Below are 22852 nucleotides of genomic sequence, written 5' to 3' on the forward strand. Positions count from 1 at the left end.
GCGCGGGTGCGGTGGGTCAGCCGCCGGTGGCGAAGCCGGGGAAGAGGGTCATCCCGCCGTCCACGTAGAGGGTGGTGCCCACGACGTAGTCCATGAGGTCGGAGGCGAGGCCCACGACGGCGTTGGCGACGTCGTCGGGCTCGCCGACGCGGTCGTAGGGGATCAGCCGCAGGAGGTCCTTCTGGGCCGCGGGGGTCTCCCAGGCACCGCGGTTGATGGGCGTCTTGATGGCTCCGGGGGCGATGGCGTTGACGCGGATCTTCTTCGGGGCGAGTTCCTGGGCGAGGGTCTCCATCATCATCTGTACGCCGCCCTTGGAAGCGGCGTAGTTGACGTGCCCCGACCACGGAATGATCTGGTGCACCGAGCTCATACAGACGATCTTCCCGGCGGCGCGGGACACCTCGGGGACGACTCCACGCCGCAGGAACTCCTTGGTCGCCTCCCGGGCGCAGAGGAACTGCCCGGTGAGGTTGACGTCCAGGACCTTCTGCCACTGGGCGAGGGTCATCTCGGTGAACGGGGCGTCGCGCTGCATTCCGGCGTTGGCGACCAGGATGTCGATCGTGCCGAACTCCTGGACCATCCGGTCCGTCATGGCGACGACCTGGTCCTCCTTGGACACGTCGGCCTGGTAGGCCGCGGCCCGCACGCCGAAGGAGGTGATCTCGTCGACCACCTTCTCGGCGTCCTCGGCGCCGGCCACATAGTTGACGACCACGTCGGCCCCGGCTCGGCCGAGGGCGATGGCCGTCGCCCTGCCGATTCCGGAGTTCGCGCCGGTGACCAGCGCCTTCTGGCCCTTGAGCAGGTGCGTGGGGACCACGCCCTGGGGTGCGCCCTCGGTGGAACTCACAATGACCTACTCCTCCGTCGCGTGGCCCGGGTCCTGGTGCCACACCATCACCCTGACCGGGCGGCGGCACCCCGGGAGGCCCCGGGTTGCGCCGACCGGCTGAACCTCGCCCGGTCGGGCCCGGCCGCCGGTCAGCCCAGCCGTTCCAGGATGTGGTCTCCCACCCGCAGGGCGTTCGCGATGGCCGTCAGGGACGGATTGACCGCCCCGATGCTCGGGAAGAAGCTCGTGTCGACGACGTACAGGTTGTCCAGGTCGTGGGCCTTGCAGTTGACGTCCAGGGCGGAGGACGCCGGATCGGTGCCGAACCGCACCGTGCCCGCCTGGTGCGCGGTCGCGCCGATCGGCATGCCCTTGTGCAGGTAGATGCTGTGGGACAGCAGACGGTGCTCGTGCATGCCCAGGTGGCCGAGCATGTGCTGGAGCTTGTGCCGCAGGCGTTTCAGACCGGCGATGTTGTTGTCCTCGTCGAGCGTCAGCCGGATGCGGCCGTCGCCTTCCAGGGTGACCCGGTTGTCCGGCTGCGGCAGGTCCTCCCCGCACAGCCAGAAGTCGACGGCGTGATGGGCCAGGACCTCGAAGGGCATGTCCGGTGCGACCGCTCCGGCCCAGCGCGGGGCCTCGCCGTGGATCTGCTCGGCGTCCGACTTGCCGAGCATCTGGATGCCTCCCAGGGGGTATTCCCAGTCGTCCGCGCCCAGGTACCAGTCGTGCAGGGCGAGGGTCTTCTGGAACTGCGTGTCGTTGGGCTCCTTCGAAATGGCCATCAGCGCGAGGTTGTTGTGCCGCATGTAGTGCCGGCCGACCACGTCCGAGCTGTTCGCGAGCCCCTGGGGGTGCCGGTCGTTCGCCGAGTCGAGCAGCAGCACGGCGGAGTTGACCGCCCCGCAGGCCACCACCACGATGTCCGCGGCGAATCGGGCCTCCTCCTCGCCCGGGAGCCGGACGACGACCGTGGTGACGCTGCGGCCCGCCGGATCGGTCTCCAGCCTCGTCACCTGGGCGTTGGTCACCATGTCGACGTTCTCGTGCCGCAGTGCGGGTTCCACGCAGATCACCTGGGCGTCGGACTTGGCGCGGACCAGGCAGGGAAAGCCGTCGACCCGGTTGCAGCGGATGCAGGCGCTGGAGTGGGTGGCCTGCCCGTTCTCGTCCTGGGTGAGGTTGACCCCGATGGGCAGGTGGAAGGGGTGCAGTCCCTGCTTCTCCAGGTCGTAGCTCAACTGCTGGATGCGCGGCTCGTGTTCGACCGGCGGATAGGCGTACTGCGCGCTGCACGGCCCTTCCCAGGGGTCCTCGCCGTGCCGGCCGTGCACCAGGTACAGGTGCTCGGCCTGGGTGTAGTACGGCTCCAGGTCCTCGTAGCGGATCGGCCAGGCGGGAGAGACGCCGTCGTGGTGGCGCAGTTCTCCGAAGTCCTCCGGCCGCAGCCGGAACAGCGCCGCCCCGTAGAACTTCGTGTTTCCGCCGACGTAGTAGTTGACCTCGGGCGGGAACTCTTTGCCGTGCTTGTCGAGCCAGAACTCCTCGGCCCGGTACTTGCCCTTGACGAACACGGCCGTGGAGTCCCAGTTGTCGCGTTCGCGCCGCAGGTAGTCACCGCGTTCGAGGACGAGCACCCCCTTGCCCGAGGGGGCGAGCCGGTGGGCGAGCGTCCCGCCGCCGGCGCCGGTGCCGATGATGATGATGTCGTAATGGGGGGAGTCGCCCATGGCGACCACCGTCCTCACGTCGTCATTTTCCCACTTCGGACGTATATGCCCTGCACCGATGCGGCACCTGAGGCGACCGGTGCCCGGACGCACTCACAGGACGGCGATCGGGTTGACCGGACAGCCGGTGGCCGCCGGCAATCGCAGGGGCGCGACCACGCACAGGAAGTGCCAGCGGCCCAGCTGTTCGCACGCCGCTGCCAGTTCCTCGAGGTCGAGCCAGTCCATGAGGTGCAGCCCCAGGGCGTTCACGGCCAGCACGTGCACGGGGAACGGGACGTCGGCCACCGTGCTGGGGGCCGTGTCGTTGTTGCCGTCCGAGCCCAGCGCGGCCACGCGCCGCTCGGCCACCACGGCCATAGCCGTCGGGTGCAGGCCCGCCCGCGCCTCCGCCGTGTCCCAGGCACCGAGGCTCCGGCGACGACGGCGGTGCCCGACCCGCACGAACAGCAGGTCGCCCGGGCCGGCCGTGACCTCCTGGGCAGCCTCGGCCGCCCTGAGATCGCCGACGGTCACATGGTCGCCGGGGTCGAGCCACGGCACGCCCCGCACACGCGGGATGTCCAGGAGGACCCCGCGGCCGACGATGCCGTCCCGCACCAGGTCCAGTGTGAGCGCGCCGGCGCCGTCCGGTGTCACGCTGCTCGCCGGGACACCGCCGTACAGTTCACCGTCGAACATCACATGGCACAGCGCGTCGAGGTGACTGTCGGCGTCCCCGTGCACGTTCATGGCGAACCGGTCGCGGGCGAACCGCAGCCCTCGCGCGTCGTCGTCCGCCCGGTGCGCCGGTGCGGTCATCCTGTGCCGGGCGGGCTCAGGGTTGTCCGGACCCGGCATGGTCTCGATGGGGGCGGCGAGCGACACGGTACGTCCGCGGCGGACCTCGCCGGCGGCGGCCAGCACCCGTTCGGGGGTGAGGTGGCCCAGCGCCCCGCGCGGCTGGTCCCCGTCGGGCCGTGCCTGATCGCGCAGCCGGCGGTACAGGGAGCGGAAGTCCGCCTCGGACATCGTCCGCCGGTCACTGTGCATCACGGCGTGTCAGCCGAGCACCCGGCGCTTCTGGGCCTCGAACTCCTCCTTGGTGAGCACCCCTTGGGCCTTAAGGTCGGCCAGTTGCTTCAGCTGGTCGATCTTGTCGGCCATGTCGTCGGCGACCGGTTGCGATGCGGCGGGCGGCGGAGCGGAGGGTGGCGGAGCCGCGGGCGGCGGAGCCGCGGCCTGCTGGGCCGCGGCCTGCCGCTCGTAGTCCTGCTCGGCCCACCGGCCCGCCTGCCGCCGGGAGACGCGGTTGGACACCGCGGTGGCCGTACCCGCCACCACCGCCGTGCGGGCGGCGCCGCGAAGAAGTCCTGGCATGCTCACTCATCTCCCATCAGGCGGACACAGGCCCGCTCGGGGGCGTCGTCGGTTCGGTCGCGTCCAGCGACGCCAGCAGCGCCTGCACGGGGATACGGCCGCCCGCCACCAACTGGGCTCCTTCGCGCCGGAGTGCACGGGCCAGCGGCGCGGCCCACACGTTCTCGTACACGAGGACCGCGGCGGAGTTGCCGGGCTCCAGCGCGGCACCCGCGTCGTCCAGGTCGCTCTGGTCCAGCACCCCGGAGGAGGCTCCCTCGAACACCGTGAGATCGATCTCGTCCCCGATCTCCTTCAGTTCCAGCGCGGCGATCGACCCGTCGGTGTCCTTGCGGACGAAGACGAGGTCGATGATGCGGATGATGTTGCGTTCGACCAGATCGACGAGCAGGGGGAAGCCCTCCCCCGTCATGCGGTTGCCGGGGAACTCGACGATCAGATAGTCGACGGGTCCCATTTCCTCGAGGTCATCGGTCATGGCCACTCCTCGGAGGCGGACGGTCCCTCCAGCCATTGCAACACCCGGCCCAGGGACCCGCACGTCCAGAAGCCCGCGTCCGGCGGCCGAGAGGGGCCGCCCCGGTCGCCTCACCCCCCGGTGGCCTCCATGCGCTGGGTGCCGATGACCGACAGCAGCCGCAGCGCCTCCTCGGACCGTGAGCCGGGTTCCGCGGTGTAGATCACCACCCGCTGGTCGCGGTCGGTGATGGACAGGACGTCGCAGTTGACGGTGACGGGGCCGACCAGCGGGTGCTGGAAGGTCTTGATCAGGGTGGGCTCGGCGGATACGTCGTGGGAGGCCCACAGCCGGGCGAATTCCTCGCTCCCGCTGAGGAGTTCGTTCACCAGCCCGGTCACTTCGGGATCGTCGGGGTAGCGGGCGGCGGTGGCGCGCAGGTGCTGGGCCGAGGCACGGCCGAAGGTGTCCGCGTCCGTCACCCCGTACAGCCGCAGCCCCTGCCGGTGCGGCCCCAGGAAGACGCGGCGCACGAGGTTGCGCTCGCGCCGGGGCAGGGCGGAGAAGTCCTCCATGAGGGCGGCGGCGAGATCGTTCCAGGCGATCACCTCGTACGTCGCGGACGTCACGATCGCCGCGGCCTGCGGCAGCCGTCGCAGCAGGTCGAGGATGCTCTGGCGAACCTCGCGCGAGGGCCCGGGCGGCGGGCCGGGCGGGGCGCCGGCGAGATGGTGGAGGTGGTCCCGCTCGGCGTCCGACAGCCGCAGGGCCCGGGCCAGCCCGGCCAGCACCTCGCGCGAGGGGCGCGGACCGCGGGCCTGCTCCAGCCGCGTGTAGTACTCGGTGGAGATGAACGCCAGCTGCGCCGTCTCCTCCCGGCGCAGCCCCGGAGTGCGGCGGCGCGGCCCGGCGGACAGTCCCACGTCGGCGGGGGTGATCCGCTCCCGCCTGCTGCGCAGGAAGGCGGCCAGTTCTCGTCGGTCCACGTTTCGAGTGTGCACGAGTGCCGGTGAGCCGATCCAGGTACTGCCGGTGCCTGGATCGGCTCGGCCGGGCGGGCGCAGGCTCGCCGCCATGGACTACACACCGACCGACGACACCACCACTCCCGCCCCCGCTCCCGCTCACGCTCCCGCTCACGCCACCAATACCGCCGCGCCCGGCCTGCTGGCCGGCAAGGTCGCCTTCATCACCGGTGCCGGGCGCGGCATCGGCGCCGCCGCGGCGCGGCTGTTCGCCCGGGAGGGCGCCCGGGTGCTGCTCGCGGCCCGCACCGAGGACCAGCTGAAGGCGGTGACCGAGGAGGTCCGGGCGGCGGGTGGCACCGCGGACTACGTGGTGTGCGATCTGGCCGACGCCGACAGTGTGCGCGCCGCCGTCGATCGCGCCGTGGACCTGTACGGCCGGCTCGACGTCGCCTTCAACAACGGGGCGACGATCCAGCCGCCGGGTCCGATGGACCGGCTGCCGCAGGCCGGCTTCGACCACGTCTACGCCGTGAACCTCAGGGGCCCGTGGCTGGCCATGGTCGCCGAGGTCGCAGCCATCCGGGCCACCGCCGGGACGGGTGCCATCGTCAACAACTCGTCCGTCGGCAGCCTGCGGGGCAATCCCGAACTGCCGGCCTACGGTGCGATGAAGCGGGCGCTCAACAGCCTCACCGAGTCGGCCGCCGTCACCTACGGCCCCGAGGGCATCCGCGTCAACGCCATCGCCCCCGGCGGCACGCTGACCGACATGATCCGTACCTGGGAAGCGGAATCACCCGGTCTCCTCCAGCGGCTCAAGGCCGCGACCCCGCTGCGCCGCTCGGCCGATCCCGACGAGATCGCCCAGGCCGCCGCCTGGCTCCTCAGCGACCGCGCGTCCTTCGTGACCGGCGCGGTCCTCCCCGTCGACGGCGGCGCGCGGGCCTGAACCGGCCGATTCCCGCGCCAACTGTGAGCCATCTGTGCGCGCTGATGTAGCGTCAGCGCGCATGAAGCCAATCATGTCCGCAACAAACCGGCGGTGGAGCGGGGTGGTCGGCGCGTGTCTGGCTCTGCTGCTCTCGGCCGTCACGCTGTCCGTGGCGCCCCCGGCGGCCGCCGCGTCGGTGCTGGCCCCGATCGACCCTGGTAGCTTCAAGATGCGGGCGGGGGACTTCACGGACCGTGGTGACGCGATCCAGCACGTCGAGGCGTCGGGGAGCGTCTCCGTGCGCACCTCGCCCGAGCAGGTGCTCGCCGACGGCGGCCACGCCGGCCGGGCGGCGCTGTGCCACAACACCAACCTGGACGGCTCGCTCAAGTACGACGGTTTCTGCTGGGACCAGGCCGACGACACCTCCGCCGACTGGACGCCCCAGGGGCTGACCGGCTCGCACGACGCCCAGCCCGGCGGGACCTGGAACGGGCACTACCTCTACATCGCCTCCTGGCACTACACGGACAACGACTACGCGCGGATCACCATCGCGGAGTCCACGGGTACCTCGGTCACGTACCAGCACGTGCTGCTGGTCGACCCCTACTCCACCGGCGGCGGCTACACCTTCCGTCCGGTGGGCGGGGCCGGCGACCGGTCCGGGACGGACGTGCTGAGCGGCCACGCCGACGGTGTCACCTGGTACGGCAACAAGCTCTTCGTCGCCACCGGACACCAGCTCCAGGTCTACGACCTGCGGCACCTGTGGAAGATGAGCGACACCTCCACCGCCCAGGTCGGCATCCTGGGCAACGGCAAGTCCTCGGCCCGCTACCACAACTGGGCGCTGCCCATGGTCGGCATCTACTTCACCGGCAGCACGGGTGACCCCTGCGACGCCACGCGGCCGTGCCTGACCTCGCTCAGCCTGGACCGGAAGTCCTCCCCGGACGCCCTGGTCACCTCGCAGATCGCCACCAAGGGCGGCGGCCCGCTGATCCGCTGGCCGCTGAACGCGAGCACGGCACTGCCGGACACCGACACCGCGAACGACTACACCGGGACGGTCACGGCGACCGGCGCCTACACCGTGCCGATCTGGAAGGTGCAGGGAGCCGCCACCGACGGCACGTACTACTACTTCAGCGGCGAGTGCCCCGAGACGGCGGGCACCACCGACTCCGACGTGCCGTACTGCATCCACCGGGCGCTGCCGGGCGCCGCCCCGCACGTCCTCACCCATGCCCCGCCGCTGACCCAGAACCTCTCCTACGCCCCGTCGTCCGGGCGCCTGTGGGGGCTCAACGAGCGGGAGAACACCACCACCGGGAAGCGGGTGGTCTTCTCGCTGGTGCCCTCCGCCTGAGGACACTCCGGCCGGCCGCCCACCGAGGCGGCCGGCGCCCCGGTCATTTCCGGTAACCGAGGATGGTCATCATTCCGGACTCGGAGTGGTACTGGTTGTGGCAGTGGAGCATCCACAGGCCCGGGTTGTCGGCGTTGAAGTCGACGACCATCTTGCGGTGCGGCAGCAGGATGGAGGTGTCCTTGCGCGCCCCGAGACCGTCGAGGCCGCGCAGGGCGAACGTGTGGCCGTGCAGATGCACGGGGTGCCACATGTCGGTGGCGTTGATGAGGGTCAGCCGGACCCGTTCGCCCTGCCGGACCGGGCGGCGCTCCTCGACGGAGTAGGGCCGGTGGTCGAAGCCCCAGTTGAAGGCCTTCATGTTGCCGGTCAGCCTGATGCGCATCTCGCGGTCCGGCTCGCGGTGGCACAGGGCGACGGACTCGTCCGGCACGAGCCGTCTGGCCGGCACGGTCTTTCCCTCGAGTTCATGCGGATGCACGGAGGACCGCGGCAGGCCCCCGCTGCCGGTGCGCAGCACCGCCAAGGCCCTGCCGTCCTTGCCCTCCGCCAGCGCGACCAGCGGGAACACCCCGTCCTTGGCGGTGATGAGCACGTCGTAGCGCTCGGCCATCCCCAGCAGCAGCGCGTCCGTCCGCTTGTGCTCGACCGGGTAGCCGTCCGTGTGCGTCACCGTCATCTCGTGGCCGCCCAGGGCGACCCGGAAGGCCGTCTCCGCGCCGGCGTTGATGATGCGCAGCCGGATACGGTCCCCGGGGCGGGCCCGGAAGACCGAAGGGTCGTGCGCGAGACGCCCGTTGACCAGGTAGAACGGGTAGTCGACGCTGCCGCCGTCGCTGTGCAGCATACGGCTGTGGGAGTCGTGGAGCAGACGGGAGGGGCTCTTGGGCCTGCCGGGGTCCCAGTCCCCCGCTTCGTCCCACGTCTCGTGGCCGGAACCGTCGTGTCCCCCGTCGTGTTCCGCGTCCTCCCCCATGTCCATGCCCATCGGCGCACGCTTGCCGCGGCGCAACTCCGCGAGCACTCCGTCCGGGGTGGAGCCCTGCACGCCGTCCAGCCAGTCGTCCAGAACGACCACCCACTCCTTGTCGTACGACAAGGGCTCCCTGGGGTCCTCGACGATGAGCGGCGCGTACAGGCCGCGGTCCAGTTGCAGCCCCGAGTGGGAGTGCAGCCAATAGGTGCCGGGGTGGGTCACGGCGAAGCGGTAGTTGAAATCCTCGCCGGGCTGGATGGAGTACTGGGTCAGGCCCGGTACGCCGTCCATGTCGCAGCGCATCCGCACCCCGTGCGAGTGCAGTGTGGTCGACCGGGGCAGCCGGTTGGCGAGCGTGAGGTCGAGGATGTCGCCCGCGTGGATCCGTACCTCCCGGCCGGGCAGTCGGTCGTTGTACGCCCATGACCTCACCATGAGCCCGCCCAGGTCGAGGAACGTTTCACCAGCGGTGAGCCGGAACCTGCGCACCGGTCCCTGGCCACGTTCCCGTTCGGCCTCGAGGACCTCGGGATCGGACGGGTTCACGTACCCCGCGGGCCCCCTGGGAACGAATGCCTTGCCGTGGTGGCCGGCCGTCCCGGTCGCGGGACGGGAGCCCGGCGCCGGGCGGGGAGCCGGGCGGGCGTGGGGGCTGCCCGCCGGGTGGGAGCCGGACTCCGAGCGGGGTGCGGACCCGGAGCATGCGGTCAGGATCCCCGAGCCGGCGGCCACGATCGAGGCACCGAGCACTGTGCGCCGTGTGTGTGTCTGCATGAATGAATAAGACACGTTTTATGACCATATGTGTGAGAACTGGCGCGGCGCGTCTCGTGAATCGCGGGCGCCGCCGACGGTGCGGCCGATAGTGCGGCTATGCAGATCGCCATCGCCGGCACCTCCCTCACCAAGCACCGGGTTCTCACCCTGGCCGTCGCCGGCGCCGTCGGGATCGCCGGTGCCACCGTCCTCGTCGGCACCCTCCCGCACGGGGGCCGCCGCTCGCCCGCCCCCGGCCCCTCCGCCACCTCGTCCGGCGCGGCCCCCTCCCCCGGTGCCCCCGGCATCGGCGACCCGCTCCTGCCGCTCGACGGCAACGGCGGCTACACGGTCCGCCACTACACCCTCGCCTTCGACTGGCGGGCGCCGCGGACCCCCTTCGGCGCCGCCACCACCATCAGCGCCACCGCCACCCAGGCCCTGTCCCGCTTCGACCTCGACTTCGCCGGCAACACCCTGCGCACGGTCACCGTCGACGGCGTGCCGGCGACCGCCGTACGCGACGGCGACGAGCTCGTCGTCACCCCCGCGAAGCCGATCCCCCGGGGCGCCGGCTTCACCGTGCGGGTCGCCTACACCGCCGACCCGACGCAGCAACGCCACCGCGGCGACGCGATCACGGACTACGGCTGGGTGCCCACGCCCGACGGCACCGTGCTGTGCCCGCAGCCCGACGGCGCCAAAATGATCTTCCCGGGCGACGACCACCCGAGCCTGCGCGCACCGGTCACCTTCCGTGTCACCACTCCCCCGGGCGTCAGCGCCGTCGCGAACGGCCGGCTCGTCGAACGCGTCCGGCGGCCCGACGGACGCACCCGGTGGACGTACGACTCCGAGCAGCCCGTCGCGGCCCAGCTGGTCCAGATGGCGATCGGGAGGTTCTCGGTCGTCGACACCACCGGCCCGCACGGGCTGCCCGTCCGGGACGTGGTCCCCGAAGACCTGGTCACCGGCACCGAGGCCTACCGCTCGCTCACCCCCGGGCACCTGGCCTGGCTGGAACAGCGGCTGGGTCCGTACCCCTTCGGCCGGTACGGGGTGCTGGTCGGGGACACCGACCTGCCGGTGGCCCTGGAGACGCAGTCGCTGTCCGTCCTGCCGAGCGCCGATCTGCTGGGCGACCGGGTCCACGCCGAACGCAACCTCGTGCACGAACTGACCCACCACTGGACCGGGGACAGCGTCGCCATCCGGCGGTGGTCCGACCTGTGGCTGAGCGAGGGGCACGCCCGGTTCTACGAACGCCTGTACTCCGACTCGCACGGCGGCGACAGCATGGAGGCCGCGATGCGTGCGGCGTACGAGCGGCACGACCAGTGGCGGCACGACGACGGGGCGCCCGCCGAACCCACCGAGCGGACCCTGTTCCGGCAGATGAGGTACGACGGCTCGGCACTGGTGCTGTACGCCCTGCGGGAGGAGGTCGGTGAGGAGACCTTCGGCCGGATCGAACGGTCCTGGGTGACGAGGTACCGGGGCCGGGCCGCGGGCACGGCCGACTTCGTCACGCTCGCCTCCGAGGTCGCCGGCCGGGATCTGAAACCGTTTCTGACGCCGTGGCTGTACGGGGAACACACCCCGCCGATGCCCGGGCACCCCGACTGGCGGACCGACCCGGTCGAGGACTGAGCCGCCCGGCCGCCGCGGGCCCTCGTACTGCCGCCGACCGAGTGGCGTGTGCCGGGCGGCTGGTCCACGTGGTCGACGCTCGGCGCGACGCGGCGCGCGGAGCACGGAAACGTACGAGGGGTGGCGTAAAGGGCAACTTTCCTTGTCCTGCTTGCGCTTGTCCTGTTGCGACGAGCCCGTTGGAGACATCTGCAATGAGAAGACGCGTCGCCCCCCGTGTCCTCATCGCCGTACGCGAGCACCGCCTGACGGCCTGTGTGGCAGCGTCGGCAGCGCTCCTGATTCCGGTACTGGCCTTCCCCCCGACCGATTCCGAGGAGGCGGCCGACCAGCACCTGCAGAACGACTTCACGGCCGCCGCGGACGAGTTCCACGTGCCGCGCAGCGTGCTGATGGGCGTGTCCTACCTCCAGTCGCGCTGGGACTCCCATCCGGGCGTCCCGAGCGTGAGCGGCGGCTACGGGCCGATGCACCTGGTGGACGCCGTTCCGAGCCGGACCTCGGGACCGCGGGGCCAGGGCGAGGCGGGACCGCCCGCGCAGCCGCCCGACGCGGGCCGCGCCCAGCCGCCGGCCGAACTGCGCCGGGCCGCCGACCTGATCGGGGTACCGGCGAAGCGACTGCGCACGGACACGACCGCCAACGTGCGCGGCGGGGCCGCTCTCCTGGCGGCGACCCAACGACAGCTCGGCAAGCCGCTCAGCGACAACCCGACGGACTGGTGGGACGCGGTGGCACGCTTCTCGGGCACCAGCGACGCGGACGCGGCGGCGACCTACGCCAATGACGTGTTCGGGGTGATCGGCAAGGGCGCCCACCGCATCACCGACGCGGCGCAGAACGTCACGCTCCCCGCCGACCCCAAGGTGCGTCCGCACGCCCCCCGCCCGGCGGACAAGCGGCCGAAGGAGGTCGAGTGCCCGCCGGAGCTGGCCTGCTCCTGGCTCAGCGCGCCGTACGAGCAGACCGACGACGCCTACGGAAACCACGACCTGGCCGACCGGCCCTGGGACGAGAAGATCGAGTACATCGTCATCCACGACACCGAGGCGTCCCTGAAGTCCATGTTCCAGACGGTGCAGGACCCGACCGAGGCGTCGTGGCACTACTCGATCCGCTCCAGCGACGGCCACGTCACCCAGCACGTCAGGACCAAGGACTCGGCCTGGCACTCCGGCAGCCAGTTCGTGAACGCCCACTCGATCGGCATCGAGCACGAGGGGTTCCTCGCGCAGCCCGACGCCTGGTACTCGGAGAAGATGTACCGGGCCTCGGCCCGCCTGGTGCGCTACCTGGCGAAGAAGTACGGCATCCCGCTCGACCGGCAGCACATCTTCGGTCACGACAACGTACCGGCGCCGACCGGTTCGTCCATCCCCGACATGCACGAGGACCCCGGCCCCTACTGGGACTGGCGGCACTACTTCGACCTCCTCGGCGCACCCCTGCGCGCCACGGCCGGGCCGGACAGCGCCATGGTGATGGTGCTGCCGGACTACGCCACCTACAAGCCGCGGTACACGGGATGCAAAGGCGCCGGTGTGCCGTGCGCGCCGCACGGCTCGAGCGCCGTCCGCCTGCACACGGAGCCGAGCGAGGACGCCCCGCTGATCCAGGACCCCGGCCGCCGCCCGGACGGCGAGGACTCCACGGAGGACGTCAGCGACCTGGGGTCGCGGGTCTCCACCGGCCAGACCTACGCGGTCGCCGACCGCAGCGGCGACTGGACGGCGATCTGGTACCTGGGCCACAAGGCGTGGTTCAAGAACCCGAAGAACCACCCGACGGCCGTCGGCGCGAGCGGCCGGATGGTGACCCCGAAGGAGGGGCTGAGCGAGGTTCCGGTGTTCGGGCGCGCCCTCCCGGAGGAGGAGGCCTACCCGGACGGGTTCCCGGAGCAGACCGAGTCGCCTCTTCCGTACAGCCTCCTCGCGGGCCAGCGGTACGTGACACAGTCCAGCCTCACCGGTACCGACGTCGACAGATCCTCCTTCGTGCAGACACCCAACCCGGTGATCAACGGCCAGGAGCAGTACTACGAGATCCAGTTCGGCCACCGGCTCGCCTACGTCCGGGCGAGCGACGTGGACGTCGTGACCGCGCCGGCCGCGGCGGGACCGCCGGGACACGCGACGCGCTCCGCCCGGCGGTGACGGGGACGGAGCCCAGGGTGCCGCCGGCCTCCAGGGACGCGCTCAGCACACCCCGGGCGGCGGGGCTCGCGGGGATCGTCTTCGGCCTGCTGCTGGGGGCGGCCATCGTGCTGGTCAGAATCGCGGTGCCGGCGCATCCGGGGTCCGCCGGCCCCTGGCTGACCGACTCGTCGCGGCGCACTGCCGTCCAGGTCGCGCTGGACCTGGTGCCGTTCGCGGGAATCGCCTTCCTGTGGTTCCTCGCCGCGGTACGGGACCGGATCGGGGAGCGCGAGGACAGGTTCTTCGCCACCGTCTTCATCGGCAGCGGGCTGGTGTTCACGGCCGTACTGCTGTGCGGGGCCGCGGCCGCCGGGGGGATGCTGGCCACCGCCGGCGACGCGAACCGGCCGCTGTGGGACTACGGCCACAGCATCGTCTACGCCCTGCTGACCGAGTACTCGATGCGCATGGCCGCGGTGTTCGTGCTGTGCACCTCCGCCATCGGCCGCAGACTGCGCGTGCTGCCGCGCGTCCTGGTGTGGCTGGGCTGGCTGGTCGGGCTGGCGCTGATCGTGGGTACCGGCGACGTGGCCTGGCTGGAGCTGGCGTTCCCGGTGTGGAGTGTGGTCCTCGGCGGATATGTGCTGACAGCCGGGGCGGGGGCGGTCCGGTGAGCGCTATCCGGCTTGCGTCCGGGGTGTCGACAGCGAGCGTTCGATGCCGGTGAACTGACGGTCGATGCCCGTCAGCCACACCTCGAGATCGACGACCGTGGGCTGGGCCGCACGGTGCGGCGGTGGCGGGGCATGCGGTGCACGGCCGGAAGCGGTGCACCGGGCCCGGCCGAGGAGTGCGGCGATCCGGTCGGCGTCCGCCGCGAGCTCCGCGGCCGTCCGGCGGGTCCAGGCGCACGCCGTCCCCGGCACCTCGCCCAGCGTCTCCTCGAAGCGCGGCAGCCGTTGCGCCCCCAGTACGGTCGTGTACGCCACGACGAGGACCGCGTGCCAGTCGGCGCGCACACCTTCCCGGTTCGCGGGCGGCTCGCTGGAGAACTGCGCGTAGGCGGACTCCGCCAGGCGCAGGTGCTGCTGGACCGGCCAGGTCCGGGGCGGAAAGGGGCGCCGGTCCGGTGAGGGCAGCAGGGTGTCGACCGTGACGGGGATCAGCGCGCCGCACGAGCGCAGCAGGCTCGCCATGGTCCGGTGGACCTCCCGGCGGGCTCCCGCGGGCCAGGCCAGCAGTCCGCACACCAGGCCGATGGCGCTGCCGGTGACGACATCGACCAGGCGTGCTTCGGACAGCCGCCAGGTGGTGGGGGCGATCTGGGCGAAGACGAGGGAGACCACCAGCGTGAACAGCCCCTGCGCGTAGGCGATGCCCAGCAGGGGTCCCAGCGTGAAGGCGATGAGCATGCCGGGCAGGAGCAGGGCGGCACAGGCGTCCTGGTGCCGGCCGACCGCCAGGAGCAGCGCGCCGGCCACCACGGCCCCGACCAGGGTGCCGGCGACGGCCTGGCGTGCGGCCTGCCAGGTGGCGCCGGCCGTGGTGCGCCCCAGGGTGAGGACCGCCAGGAGGACCCAGAATCCGTGGGTGAGGTCAAGGCTTCCGGCGACGAGCCGCGCCGCCGCGAGACCGCAGGCGACCCGCACGGCGTTCTGGAACCACACCGAGCGGGGCGTCATGTTGCCGGCGAGCCGGTGCGCCCACAGCCGGGCCGTGGACCGGTCCGCGTACCAGAAGAACTCGTGCGGCGGGTGCGACGACGTACGGCGCCCGGCGGCGATGCCCACGGCGATCACCGCGATCCAGGTGGACTCGGCCAGGGCCAGCACGATCGCCTGCCGCCGCCGGCCACCCGGGCCGGGGCCCGGGTCCGCCGGATCGGCGGCACGACGGATCCGGTCGGCCTGGAACCGGCGTATCGCCTCCTCCAGCGGCCCGGCCGCCGGTGGCGGCCCACTCGTGCGCAGGGCCGTGCTCGTGGCGGCGCACACCGAGGCGACCCGGTCGAGGAGGGCCGCCGACGACCGGTCCGGCACGGGAGACGTCCCGGCCGGCGCGGGCGCCGTGGTCAGGGACGCGAGGTGGTCCAGCATCCGGCGGGCGGCGGCACCGGCGTGCGACAGCGCCCGGTCCCGGCGGCCCGCGCCGGCCGGGCGTCCACCGGGCGCGATGTGCGACGGCCGCAGCGCCTCGCCGCAGTCACGCAGATGCGTGAGCGAGGCGTGCGCCGGTTCGGCCGCCGCCCGGGCCGCCGTCTCCAGTACGCCGGCGAGACGCCACCGGTAGCTCTCGGCGGGCGGTCCGGGCAGGAGGAGGGCCTGGCAGAGCGCGATGAGCACGACGCCCACGGCCAGCCCGGTCAGGCGGGCGCCGAGTGTCTGGGGGGCGTAGGGCGGGAAGCAGGCCAGGATGTAGAAGAGCTGGAGTGCGGGCGCGGCTCCCGCCGGACGGGGGCCGGCGACTGCGGCGAAGCTCAGCAGGAAGCCGGTGACGAGCATGCCGGCCACGGCCGCCGCGGTGCTCGCCGCGAGCGCCGTGCCCAGGGCGACCAGAAGCGCCCCGAACGGCAGGGTCCGCAGCGTGGCCGACGCCTGCTCGCGGCCGGTCCCGGGGATGGCGGACAGCACGCCGAGCGCGATGGGTGCGAAGAGAGCGTAGAGCGCCGCGACGGGCTGCCCCAGGCCGTAGAGGAGCACGAGGAAGCCGGTGCCCGCCGCGCAGCTGACCTGGATCGACCGTCGTACGATCACCGCACGGTCCGGCCGACGCCCCATGGTTTCCATTCTCGACCCGCCGGAAACAGGGCGCATCGTCCGGCGCGGGCCGGTCACCTGCCCTGCGGTCGGTCCGCCCCACATGCCCTCGCACGTTTACGTCGTTCGGGAGCGGTGAGACGGCGGGAATGCATCCCGCGCAGGTGGTCCGGTGAGCGAAACCGCACAGGCCGTATCCGTCCAGCCCGCACCGCACCCGGCACCCGTTCGCGTCGCACCGGAACGCGACGCCTTCTTCGACAACGCCAAGTACCTGGCGATCGTGCTGGTGGCGATGGGACACGCCTGGGAGCCGCTGCGTTCCGGCAGCCGTGCCGTCACCGCGCTCTACATGGTCGTATACGCCTTCCACATGCCGGCGTTCATCGTCATCTCCGGCTACTTCTCACGCGGTTTCGACGCGAGTCCCGCGAAGATCAAGCGCCTGGTCACCGGGCTCGTCGTGCCCTACGTCGTCTTCGAGACGGCGTACACCCTCTTCACCAGGTGGAGTGACGGAGTCCCGGACCGGCCGGTCAGCCTGCTCGATCCGCTGTACCTGACCTGGTTCCTGGCGGCGTTGTTCATCTGGCGGCTGACCACGCCCCTGTGGCAGCGGGTGCGTCATCCGCTGCCACTGGCGCTCGCCCTCGCGATGCTGGCGACGCTGTCGCCGTCCATAGGAAGCGACCTCGACCTCCAGCGGACCTTGCAGTTCCTGCCCTACTTCGTGCTGGGGCTGTGTCTGCGGCCGGAGCACTTCCGGCTGGTGCGCCGCCGTGCGGTGCGCGTCCTGGCGGCCGCGGTCTTCGCGGGCGCGCTCGCCCTGGCCTGCTGTGCCGCTCCCCGGTTCGACTACGCCTGGTTCTTCCACCGCGACAGCGCCGCGGAGCTGGGCGTTCCCGCCTGGTACGGGCCGGTCATGACCCTGGCCGTCTTCGGCTGCTCACTGACCCTGGTCGCCTGCTTCCTCGCCTGGGTGCCCGGCCGTCGCACATGGTTCACCGCACTGGGCGCGGGCACTCTCTACGGCTATCTGCTGCACGGCTTCGTCGTCCAGGCCGCGAACCACTGGAACTGGTCCCGGCTCGGCTGGACCCGCGATCCCCTCGGCGAGCTCACCGTCACCCTCGTCGCGGGCCTGGTGGTCACCGCGCTGTGCACCGCTCCGGTACGCCGCGTCTTCCGCTTCGCGGTGGAACCCCGGCTGGACTGGGCGTTCCGCCGGGATCCGGGCCAGGCGGCATCCTCGCGTCAAAGCCCGACGGATGGGTATACGCGCTGACACAGCCACGGCAGGGAGGCGACAGGTGTGAGCGAATCTTCACTGAGGGCGGTGGGCTGGGCGCGTTCCTTGCCACTCGACAGCGGTGTCAAGACGGCGCGTGACTGGGCGCGCGGCCATCTGCGCTCGCTGGGCTGGACGGAGACGGCGCCCGACACCGTGGACGACGTGCTGCTGACCATCTCGGAGCTGGTCACCAACGCCCATGTGCACGCGCACAGCGCCGCGCACCTCGTACTGACGTGGGACAGCCGGTGCCTGCACGTGTCCGTCCACGATTCCTCCCCCCTGTTGCCCACCCCCCGCCCACCCTCCGCCGAGCACACGGGCGGGCGGGGCATGCTCCTCATCGACGCGTTGGCCGACACCTGGCAGGCCCGTCCCTGCCCCGACGGGAAGATCGTCCACGCGTGCTTCCAGCCGCCCGCCTCCGCGTCGGGGAGTCATGGCTGACGGGAGCCGTACCGCTCACCAGGTGTGGGCGACGTCCACCACCAGCCGGTCGGGCAGCGTCAGCACCCGGAACGGAAGCCGCGCCCGCACACCGAGCCCGACCTGCGTGACGCCTTCGAAGCTGGAGCCGAACTTCGTGTCGCGGAAGGTGCGGTAGTCCGTCAGGCCGACGCCGGGCAGGGCCTTGCCGGGCCGGCCGGGATAGGTCGCCTGCCCGGTCTCCGGGTCGTACGCGGCGGCGCCGACGTGGATGTCGAGGATCGCGCCGCCGGAGACCGGTATCACCGTGCCGGACGGATCCTGGCGGAACACGTCGACGTATGCGACGGAGTAGGCCAGCGGCTCGGTGCCCGAACCGACGTCGAAGACGATGCGGTCGTAGCAGTCGTGCCGCCCGGTCCGGATGTCGGTCAGCGCGTGCGGCGCCACCTCGGCCGTGCCCTGCTCGGGCAGGCTGCCCCAGCCCGTCGGGCACGCGGTCGCGGCCGTGCCGGCGGTTCGGCCGGCGGCGGATGCCGTCGGGGCCGCCAGGCCCAGAGATCCCACGGCCACCAGCACGGCCGCCGCAGCCGCCGTCTGTCGTCCCTTGCGCATGATTTCCCCCTTGCTGTGGCGCTTTCCCACGATGCGTCACCTCTTTGACCTCCGGCACGTCCGATTGGTTGTGCGGCTGCCGGGTCGCGGATGTGAGCGCCGGAAACGCCGGCGGGGTGTCATCGTCTGGGGCCGCGCACGGTCCACGCGCTGCCGATGCCCGCGAGGTGCAGAGCGAGCAAGGTGAGGCCGAGAAGCATGACGTTGGTCGAGGTGAAGGTGTCGTTGGTCGAGAGGTCGGCCGCGTTGATCAGGAAGGCGATGAAGAACAGAACCGCCGAGATGATGGCCAGCATGAGATGCGTCCCTTCGCCGGGAAGAAGTCGTCGCAGCGCGATGCGGTGCGCGCAGTCCCGTCCCGGATGCCCGTAACTCGTCCGCGCACACAGGCGGTTCGTTCTTGATGGGGGCCGAGGACGCGGAGGACCGCCGCACCATGTGGCAACGTTGGGCCATGACCACCGACATCGACGGGGCGAGCCCCGCGAACCAGTCCGGACCGCTCACCGAGACCCTGCGCTACGCGGCCTTCACCCACGATCCCGCGGGCGGCAATCCGGCCGGCGTGGTGCTCGACGCCTCCGGGCTCGACGACGCCGGGATGCTGGCGATCGCCGCCGACGTGGGCTACTCCGAGACGGCCTTCGTCACCCGCCGCGACGAAGCGGCACGACGGTTCCAGGTCCGTTACTTCAGCCCGCTCGCCGAGGTGGCCTTCTGCGGGCACGCCACCGTCGCCCTGGCCGTCGCCCTCGCCGAGCGGCTGGGCGCGGGCGACATCGTCCTGGACACCCCGGCGGGTGAGATACCGGTGGCCACCGGCGTGGGCGAAGACGGCACCGTACGGGCCACCCTCACGAGCGTTCCGACCCGTTCACGTCCCGCCGCCGACGCCGAACTGGAGCCGGCGCTCAAGGCCCTGGGCTGGACCCCCGGGGATCTCGACCCGGCGCTGCCGCCGCATGTGGCGTTCGGCGGGAACGACCATCTGGTGCTGGCCGCCGCCACCCGCGAGCGGCTGGCGGACCTGGAGTACGACTTCGACGGTCTCGCCGAACTGATGCGCCGTCACGGATGGACGACCGTCCATCTGGTCTGGCGGGAGTCACCGGAACGCTTCCACGCCAGGGACCCCTTCCCCGTCGGCGGCGTGGTGGAGGATCCGGCGACGGGCGCGGCGGCGGCGGCCTTCGGCGGGTATCTGCGCGCACTGGGCCTGGTCACCGGACCGGCCACGATCACCGTCCGCCAAGGGGAGGACATGGGGCGCCCCAGCGACCTGCTGATCGACGTGACCCCGCAGGACGCCCGCACCCGGGTCAGCGGGCAGGCCGTACCGTTGACCGCCGGGTTCTGAGGCGACCGGTCGCCCGGACCCCGGTTATTCGAAGCGCCCTCTGATGACGCGCGCCGCCGCCTCGCTCTCGGCGGCGGCGGGCGACAGCTCGCTCAGCGTGTCGAGGTCGGTGTCGACCTCGAGCTCCGTCTCCCAGGCGGCGGCGAGCCGTTCCTGCTCCTCGCGTGACTGCTTCTGGACCTGTTCCCGGTCGTGCGGGCTCAGGGCGGCCAAGAATCGCTCGACGGTATCGAACGGCATCCTGTTCTCCTCGGTGACGGAAACGGTGACGCAAACCCGCTGACGGAAACCCGCTGACGCAAGCCCGCTGACGCAAATCCGAACCCCAGCCGAATGGTCCGGGCCGCGGGCGGGAGCGGTGGCGGAACCGGCCGGTGATTCGCCCGCGTTCACCCGCGCGGACGAAGCGTCATGCCGTCACATGGCCGACCGGACGGGTGACCGCGAGGAGTGCGGCACGGAAGTCCGCCGCCGTCCGCGGGTCGGCGAGAGTGCGCCCGGTCAGCTCCTCGATACGGCGCAGCCGGTAGCGGACGGTGTTGGGGTGCACGAAGAGGCTGTCGGCCGCGCCGGCCGCGGAGCCGGCCGCGGCGAACCAGTGCTCCAGGGTTTCCAGGAGGCGGGCGCGTTCCGGGGCGGGCAGGTCGAGGACGGGCCCCAGGGCGACCGTCACCAGGTGGGCCGCTTCCGCCGGGGCGGCGGCGATCACCATGGCGAGGGGGTCGTCGTCGAACCGTGCGACACCCGGTCCGCTGCCCGGGAGGCCGGCCAGGGCCAGCCGGGCGAAGCGCAGCGCCTGTGGGGTGTCGCGGAGGGAGTCGAAGCCGGGGCTGATGCCCACGCGGGCGTGCGCGCGGCGCAGGATGCGCACAGCGGTGTTCTCCGCGGCCGGCGTGGCCAGGGCGACGAGGCCGATCTGCTGGTCGGGCAGCAACCGCCAGGCGGACGGCAGACCGGCCTGCCGCAGGGCCGCCTCCGTCCCGGCCAGGGGCTCGGTGCCCGGCGCCGCGGATTCGGCGGCGACGACCGCGTACGGTCCGCGCTCGGGCAGGCCCAGCTCGCGGGCGGCCTCCCACAGGGTCGTGCGGTCGGCGATGGCGCCCGTGAGGAGCGCTTCCACCAGCGCCGAGCGCCGGGCCTGGCGTTGCAGGGACAGTTCGGCGGTGGTCTCCCGGTGGGCCTCCGCCACCGCCTCGGCGTAACGGCCGAACAGCGCCCAGATCTGGGCGGACCCGGCCACCAACTCGGTGTCGGAGACCTCCGGATGGGCGCGCGCCTCCTCCAGGATCCGCGACCACAGGAACTCGAAGCCGATCCGGTAGGCGTGCAGGGTGTCGGCGAGCGGCATGCCGTACTCGGCGCGGATGCGGCCGGTCTCCCGGGCCGGGCCGGGGTCCGGGGCCTCGGCGGGATGGAAGTGCCTGAGGACGAGGTCGGCGTTGGCGGTGCACGAGCGGCGCAGGGAGTCGAAGGGGATGAGTGTCTCGTCCTGGTAGGCCTCGACGTCCGAACGGATGCGCTCCGCGAGCCGTTCGCCGAGTTCCGGAAGCCGGGCGTGGATCGCCGCGACCACGCCCGAGAAATCCATTGCCGCAGTTTAGCGGCGGGTGTTTGTTCCCAGGAACAACCGGGGGCAGGGGACGCTGTCGGCCCTCCCATAGGTCGTCGGGGCCGGCGCCAGCACCATGTCGTGAACGTGAACGGCGGATTTCGACGGTGACATGCGTGGAGGCGGGTCATGCCCAATCTGGCGGAGTTCCTGGTACGCACGGCGGCGCGGCAGCCGGAGCGTCCCGCGCTGCGGCTGGGCACGCGGGTCACCACCTACGCCGAGCTGGACGAGCGCACCGCCCGCGCCGCCGCGCTGCTACGGGCCGAGGGGGTACGGCCGGGCGACCGGGTGGCCCTGATGCTGCCGAACGTCCCCGAGTTCGTCGTGCTGTACTACGGCGTACTGCGGGCCGGGGCGGTCGTCGTGCCGATGAACCCGCTGCTGAAGACGCGCGAGACCGAGTTCCACCTGACGGACTCCGGAGCGGTGCTGCTGTTCGAGTGGCACCAGGCGCCCGGCGAGGGTGCCCAAGGGGCGGCCGCCGCCGGAGTGCCGCACCTCTCCGTCGAGCCCGCTGCCTTCGCCGCGCTGCTGGCCGGGCACGAGCCGCTGACGGAGGTGACGGACACGGCCGGTGACGACGTGGCCGTCCTGCTCTACACCTCCGGCACCACCGGGCGGCCCAAGGGCGCCGCGCTCACCCATGCCGGGCTGCGGCACAACACCGAGGTCAACACCGTCCATGTGCAGCGCATGACGCCGCAGGACGTGGTGGTCGGCTGTCTGCCGCTGTTCCACATCTTCGGCCAGGTCTGCGCCATGAGCGTGACCGTGCACAGCGGCGCCTCACTCACCCTCGTCCCCCGCTTCGACCCGGGGGCCGTCCTCGAGGCCATCGCCCGGGACCGGGCCACGGTGTTCGAAGGGGTGCCGACGATGTACGCGGCGTTGTTGCAGCATCCGGGGGAAGCGGACGTGTCGACCCTGCGCACATGCGTCTCCGGTGGTGCCTCGCTGCCCGTGGAGGTGCTGCACGGATTCGAGCGGCGCTTCGGCTGCATGGTGCTGGAGGGCTTCGGCATGTCCGAGACGAGCCCGGTGGTCTCCTTCAACCACCCCGACCGGCCGCGCAAGCCGGGATCGGTCGGCACCCCGATCCGGGACGTGGAGGTCCGGCTGCTGGACGACCGGGGCGAGGAGGTGGCTCCGGGCGAGATCGGTGAACTGGCCGTGCGCGGCCCGAACCTCATGAAGGGCTACTGGAACCTGCCCGAGGAGACCGCGGCCGCCATGCCCGACGGGTGGCTGCGGAGCGGCGACCTCGCCCGGCAGGACGAGGACGGCTATCTGTACATCGTCGACCGCAAGAAGGACATGATCATCCGCGGTGGCTACAACGTATACCCCCGCGAGATCGAGGAGGTGCTGCACGAGCACCCGGCCGTTGCCCTGGCGGCCGTGGTGGGCGTGCCGCACGAGCGGCTCGGCGAGGAGATCGCTGCCGCGGTCGTGCTGCGGCCGGCCGCCCGGGCCACTCCCGGGGAACTCCAGCAGTTCGTCAAGGACCGGGTGGCGGCGTACAAGTATCCGCGCGCGGTGTGGCTCGTGGACGCGCTGCCGACCGGGCCCAGCGGCAAGATCCTCAAGCGGGAGATCAGCGCGCCCGCGGGATGAGCGCGGGGC

Annotated in this window: 21 protein-coding genes; 9 read left to right on the forward strand and 12 right to left on the reverse strand. The window is 72.0% G+C overall.

Features of this window, described 5'->3' with window-relative positions; all coding sequences use genetic code 11:
- Positions 1–16 precede the first annotated feature (16 nt).
- The 6 genes from ACWGJM_RS06455 to ACWGJM_RS06480 all read right to left on the reverse strand — a co-directional run bounded on the left by ACWGJM_RS06455 (position 17) and on the right by ACWGJM_RS06480 (position 5370).
- Positions 17–856, reverse strand: coding sequence for an SDR family oxidoreductase (locus ACWGJM_RS06455; protein ID WP_453410518.1), 840 nt, complete (start codon positions 854–856; stop codon positions 17–19).
- 131 nt (positions 857–987) lie between these two features.
- Entirely contained in the window at positions 988–2568 is a 1581-nt protein-coding gene (locus tag ACWGJM_RS06460) for a GMC oxidoreductase (protein WP_453410666.1), read from the reverse strand.
- Positions 2569–2661: 93 nt separating this feature from the next.
- Positions 2662–3579, reverse strand: a complete 918-nt coding sequence (locus ACWGJM_RS06465; RefSeq protein ID WP_453410519.1) for a cyclase family protein — start codon at positions 3577–3579, stop codon at positions 2662–2664.
- 30 nt (positions 3580–3609) lie between these two features.
- Positions 3610–3927: an SHOCT domain-containing protein gene (locus ACWGJM_RS06470; RefSeq protein ID WP_453410520.1), complete on the reverse strand. Its 318-nt coding sequence runs from the start codon at positions 3925–3927 to the stop codon at positions 3610–3612.
- 16 nt (positions 3928–3943) lie between these two features.
- The gene (locus tag ACWGJM_RS06475) at positions 3944–4405 is read right to left on the reverse strand and encodes a DUF6325 family protein (protein WP_453410521.1); all 462 of its coding nucleotides are present in this window, start codon (positions 4403–4405) and stop codon (positions 3944–3946) included.
- 110 nt (positions 4406–4515) lie between these two features.
- A complete protein-coding gene (locus ACWGJM_RS06480) occupies positions 4516–5370 on the reverse strand; it encodes a helix-turn-helix transcriptional regulator (RefSeq protein ID WP_453410522.1) in 855 nt (284 codons plus the stop codon).
- A gap of 88 nt (positions 5371–5458) precedes the next feature.
- Between ACWGJM_RS06480 and ACWGJM_RS06485 the strand changes: the two genes are divergently transcribed.
- Both ACWGJM_RS06485 and ACWGJM_RS06490 read left to right on the forward strand, forming a co-directional pair.
- Positions 5459–6301 carry an SDR family NAD(P)-dependent oxidoreductase gene (locus ACWGJM_RS06485; protein ID WP_453410523.1) on the forward strand — a complete coding sequence of 281 codons (843 nt, stop codon included), beginning with the start codon at positions 5459–5461 and terminating at the stop codon, positions 6299–6301.
- A 73-nt stretch (positions 6302–6374) separates the two neighbouring features.
- Entirely contained in the window at positions 6375–7655 is a 1281-nt protein-coding gene (locus ACWGJM_RS06490) for a hypothetical protein (protein WP_453410524.1), read from the forward strand.
- Positions 7656–7698: 43 nt separating this feature from the next.
- On the opposite strand, the gene ACWGJM_RS06495 is transcribed toward ACWGJM_RS06490, so the two are convergent.
- Complete coding sequence (locus tag ACWGJM_RS06495; RefSeq protein ID WP_453410525.1) at positions 7699–9405, reverse strand: multicopper oxidase family protein; 1707 nt, start codon at positions 9403–9405, stop codon at positions 7699–7701.
- A 99-nt stretch (positions 9406–9504) separates the two neighbouring features.
- On the opposite strand from ACWGJM_RS06495, the gene ACWGJM_RS06500 reads away from it, so the two are divergent.
- The 3 genes from ACWGJM_RS06500 (at position 9505) to ACWGJM_RS06510 (ending at position 13846) form a co-directional block, all read left to right on the forward strand.
- Positions 9505–11037 (forward strand): M1 family metallopeptidase, encoded by a 1533-nt coding sequence (locus ACWGJM_RS06500; RefSeq protein ID WP_453410526.1) that lies wholly within the window; start codon positions 9505–9507, stop codon positions 11035–11037.
- Positions 11038–11231: 194 nt separating this feature from the next.
- Positions 11232–13190 carry an N-acetylmuramoyl-L-alanine amidase gene (locus ACWGJM_RS06505; protein WP_453410527.1) on the forward strand — a complete coding sequence of 653 codons (1959 nt, stop codon included), beginning with the start codon at positions 11232–11234 and terminating at the stop codon, positions 13188–13190.
- A gap of 17 nt (positions 13191–13207) precedes the next feature.
- On the forward strand, positions 13208–13846 hold the full coding sequence (locus ACWGJM_RS06510) for a hypothetical protein (RefSeq protein ID WP_453410528.1): 639 nt from the start codon (positions 13208–13210) through the stop codon (positions 13844–13846).
- Between the two features lie 3 nt (positions 13847–13849).
- On the opposite strand, the gene ACWGJM_RS06515 is transcribed toward ACWGJM_RS06510, so the two are convergent.
- Positions 13850–15949, reverse strand: coding sequence for an FUSC family protein (locus ACWGJM_RS06515; RefSeq protein ID WP_453410529.1), 2100 nt, complete (start codon positions 15947–15949; stop codon positions 13850–13852).
- Positions 15950–16100: 151 nt separating this feature from the next.
- Between ACWGJM_RS06515 and ACWGJM_RS06520 the strand changes: the two genes are divergently transcribed.
- Positions 16101–17213, forward strand: a complete 1113-nt coding sequence (locus ACWGJM_RS06520; RefSeq protein WP_453410530.1) for an acyltransferase family protein — start codon at positions 16101–16103, stop codon at positions 17211–17213.
- Between the two features lie 27 nt (positions 17214–17240).
- Positions 17241–17666, forward strand: coding sequence for an ATP-binding protein (locus ACWGJM_RS06525; RefSeq protein WP_453410531.1), 426 nt, complete (start codon positions 17241–17243; stop codon positions 17664–17666).
- Positions 17667–17681: 15 nt separating this feature from the next.
- Here the strand turns inward: ACWGJM_RS06525 and ACWGJM_RS06530 are convergent, their stop codons facing one another.
- Both ACWGJM_RS06530 and ACWGJM_RS06535 read right to left on the reverse strand, forming a co-directional pair.
- Positions 17682–18260 carry an AMIN-like domain-containing (lipo)protein gene (locus tag ACWGJM_RS06530; protein ID WP_453410532.1) on the reverse strand — a complete coding sequence of 193 codons (579 nt, stop codon included), beginning with the start codon at positions 18258–18260 and terminating at the stop codon, positions 17682–17684.
- 119 nt (positions 18261–18379) lie between these two features.
- Complete coding sequence (locus ACWGJM_RS06535) at positions 18380–18556, reverse strand: hypothetical protein (protein ID WP_453410533.1); 177 nt, start codon at positions 18554–18556, stop codon at positions 18380–18382.
- Positions 18557–18714: 158 nt separating this feature from the next.
- Between ACWGJM_RS06535 and ACWGJM_RS06540 the strand changes: the two genes are divergently transcribed.
- Positions 18715–19617 (forward strand): PhzF family phenazine biosynthesis isomerase, encoded by a 903-nt coding sequence (locus ACWGJM_RS06540; RefSeq protein WP_453410534.1) that lies wholly within the window; start codon positions 18715–18717, stop codon positions 19615–19617.
- Positions 19618–19641: 24 nt separating this feature from the next.
- Here ACWGJM_RS06540 and ACWGJM_RS06545 read toward each other — a convergent pair whose 3' ends face one another.
- Positions 19642–19857, reverse strand: coding sequence for a hypothetical protein (locus tag ACWGJM_RS06545; RefSeq protein ID WP_453410535.1), 216 nt, complete (start codon positions 19855–19857; stop codon positions 19642–19644).
- A 169-nt stretch (positions 19858–20026) separates the two neighbouring features.
- Positions 20027–21205, reverse strand: a complete 1179-nt coding sequence (locus ACWGJM_RS06550; protein WP_453410536.1) for a PucR family transcriptional regulator — start codon at positions 21203–21205, stop codon at positions 20027–20029.
- 150 nt (positions 21206–21355) lie between these two features.
- Here ACWGJM_RS06550 and ACWGJM_RS06555 point away from each other — a divergent pair, with 150 nt between their 5' ends.
- Entirely contained in the window at positions 21356–22843 is a 1488-nt protein-coding gene (locus ACWGJM_RS06555; RefSeq protein ID WP_453410537.1) for a long-chain-fatty-acid--CoA ligase, read from the forward strand.
- Positions 22844–22852: the final 9 nt, after the last annotated feature.

It is taken from the genome of Streptomyces sp. NPDC054834, from assembly GCF_053611185.1.

What these genes read in the sequence shown, in the direction of transcription:
- ACWGJM_RS06540 (WP_453410534.1), top strand. Translation starts at nt 18,715, where the DNA reads ATGACCACCGACATCGACGGGGCGAGCCCCGCGAACCAGTCCGGACCG.
- ACWGJM_RS06465 (WP_453410519.1), bottom strand. Translation starts at nt 3,579, where the DNA reads ATGTCCGAGGCGGACTTCCGCTCCCTGTACCGCCGGCTGCGCGATCAG.
- ACWGJM_RS06475 (WP_453410521.1), bottom strand. Translation starts at nt 4,405, where the DNA reads ATGACCGATGACCTCGAGGAAATGGGACCCGTCGACTATCTGATCGTC.
- ACWGJM_RS06550 (WP_453410536.1), bottom strand. Translation starts at nt 21,205, where the DNA reads ATGGATTTCTCGGGCGTGGTCGCGGCGATCCACGCCCGGCTTCCGGAA.
- ACWGJM_RS06495 (WP_453410525.1), bottom strand. Translation starts at nt 9,405, where the DNA reads ATGCAGACACACACACGGCGCACAGTGCTCGGTGCCTCGATCGTGGCC.
- ACWGJM_RS06530 (WP_453410532.1), bottom strand. Translation starts at nt 18,260, where the DNA reads ATGCGCAAGGGACGACAGACGGCGGCTGCGGCGGCCGTGCTGGTGGCC.
- ACWGJM_RS06535 (WP_453410533.1), bottom strand. Translation starts at nt 18,556, where the DNA reads ATGCTGGCCATCATCTCGGCGGTTCTGTTCTTCATCGCCTTCCTGATC.
- ACWGJM_RS06555 (WP_453410537.1), top strand. Translation starts at nt 21,356, where the DNA reads ATGCCCAATCTGGCGGAGTTCCTGGTACGCACGGCGGCGCGGCAGCCG.
- ACWGJM_RS06500 (WP_453410526.1), top strand. Translation starts at nt 9,505, where the DNA reads ATGCAGATCGCCATCGCCGGCACCTCCCTCACCAAGCACCGGGTTCTC.
- ACWGJM_RS06505 (WP_453410527.1), top strand. Translation starts at nt 11,232, where the DNA reads ATGAGAAGACGCGTCGCCCCCCGTGTCCTCATCGCCGTACGCGAGCAC.
- ACWGJM_RS06485 (WP_453410523.1), top strand. Translation starts at nt 5,459, where the DNA reads ATGGACTACACACCGACCGACGACACCACCACTCCCGCCCCCGCTCCC.
- ACWGJM_RS06460 (WP_453410666.1), bottom strand. Translation starts at nt 2,568, where the DNA reads ATGGGCGACTCCCCCCATTACGACATCATCATCATCGGCACCGGCGCC.
- ACWGJM_RS06515 (WP_453410529.1), bottom strand. Translation starts at nt 15,949, where the DNA reads ATGGGGCGTCGGCCGGACCGTGCGGTGATCGTACGACGGTCGATCCAG.
- ACWGJM_RS06470 (WP_453410520.1), bottom strand. Translation starts at nt 3,927, where the DNA reads ATGCCAGGACTTCTTCGCGGCGCCGCCCGCACGGCGGTGGTGGCGGGT.
- ACWGJM_RS06545 (WP_453410535.1), bottom strand. Translation starts at nt 19,857, where the DNA reads ATGCCGTTCGATACCGTCGAGCGATTCTTGGCCGCCCTGAGCCCGCAC.
- ACWGJM_RS06490 (WP_453410524.1), top strand. Translation starts at nt 6,375, where the DNA reads ATGTCCGCAACAAACCGGCGGTGGAGCGGGGTGGTCGGCGCGTGTCTG.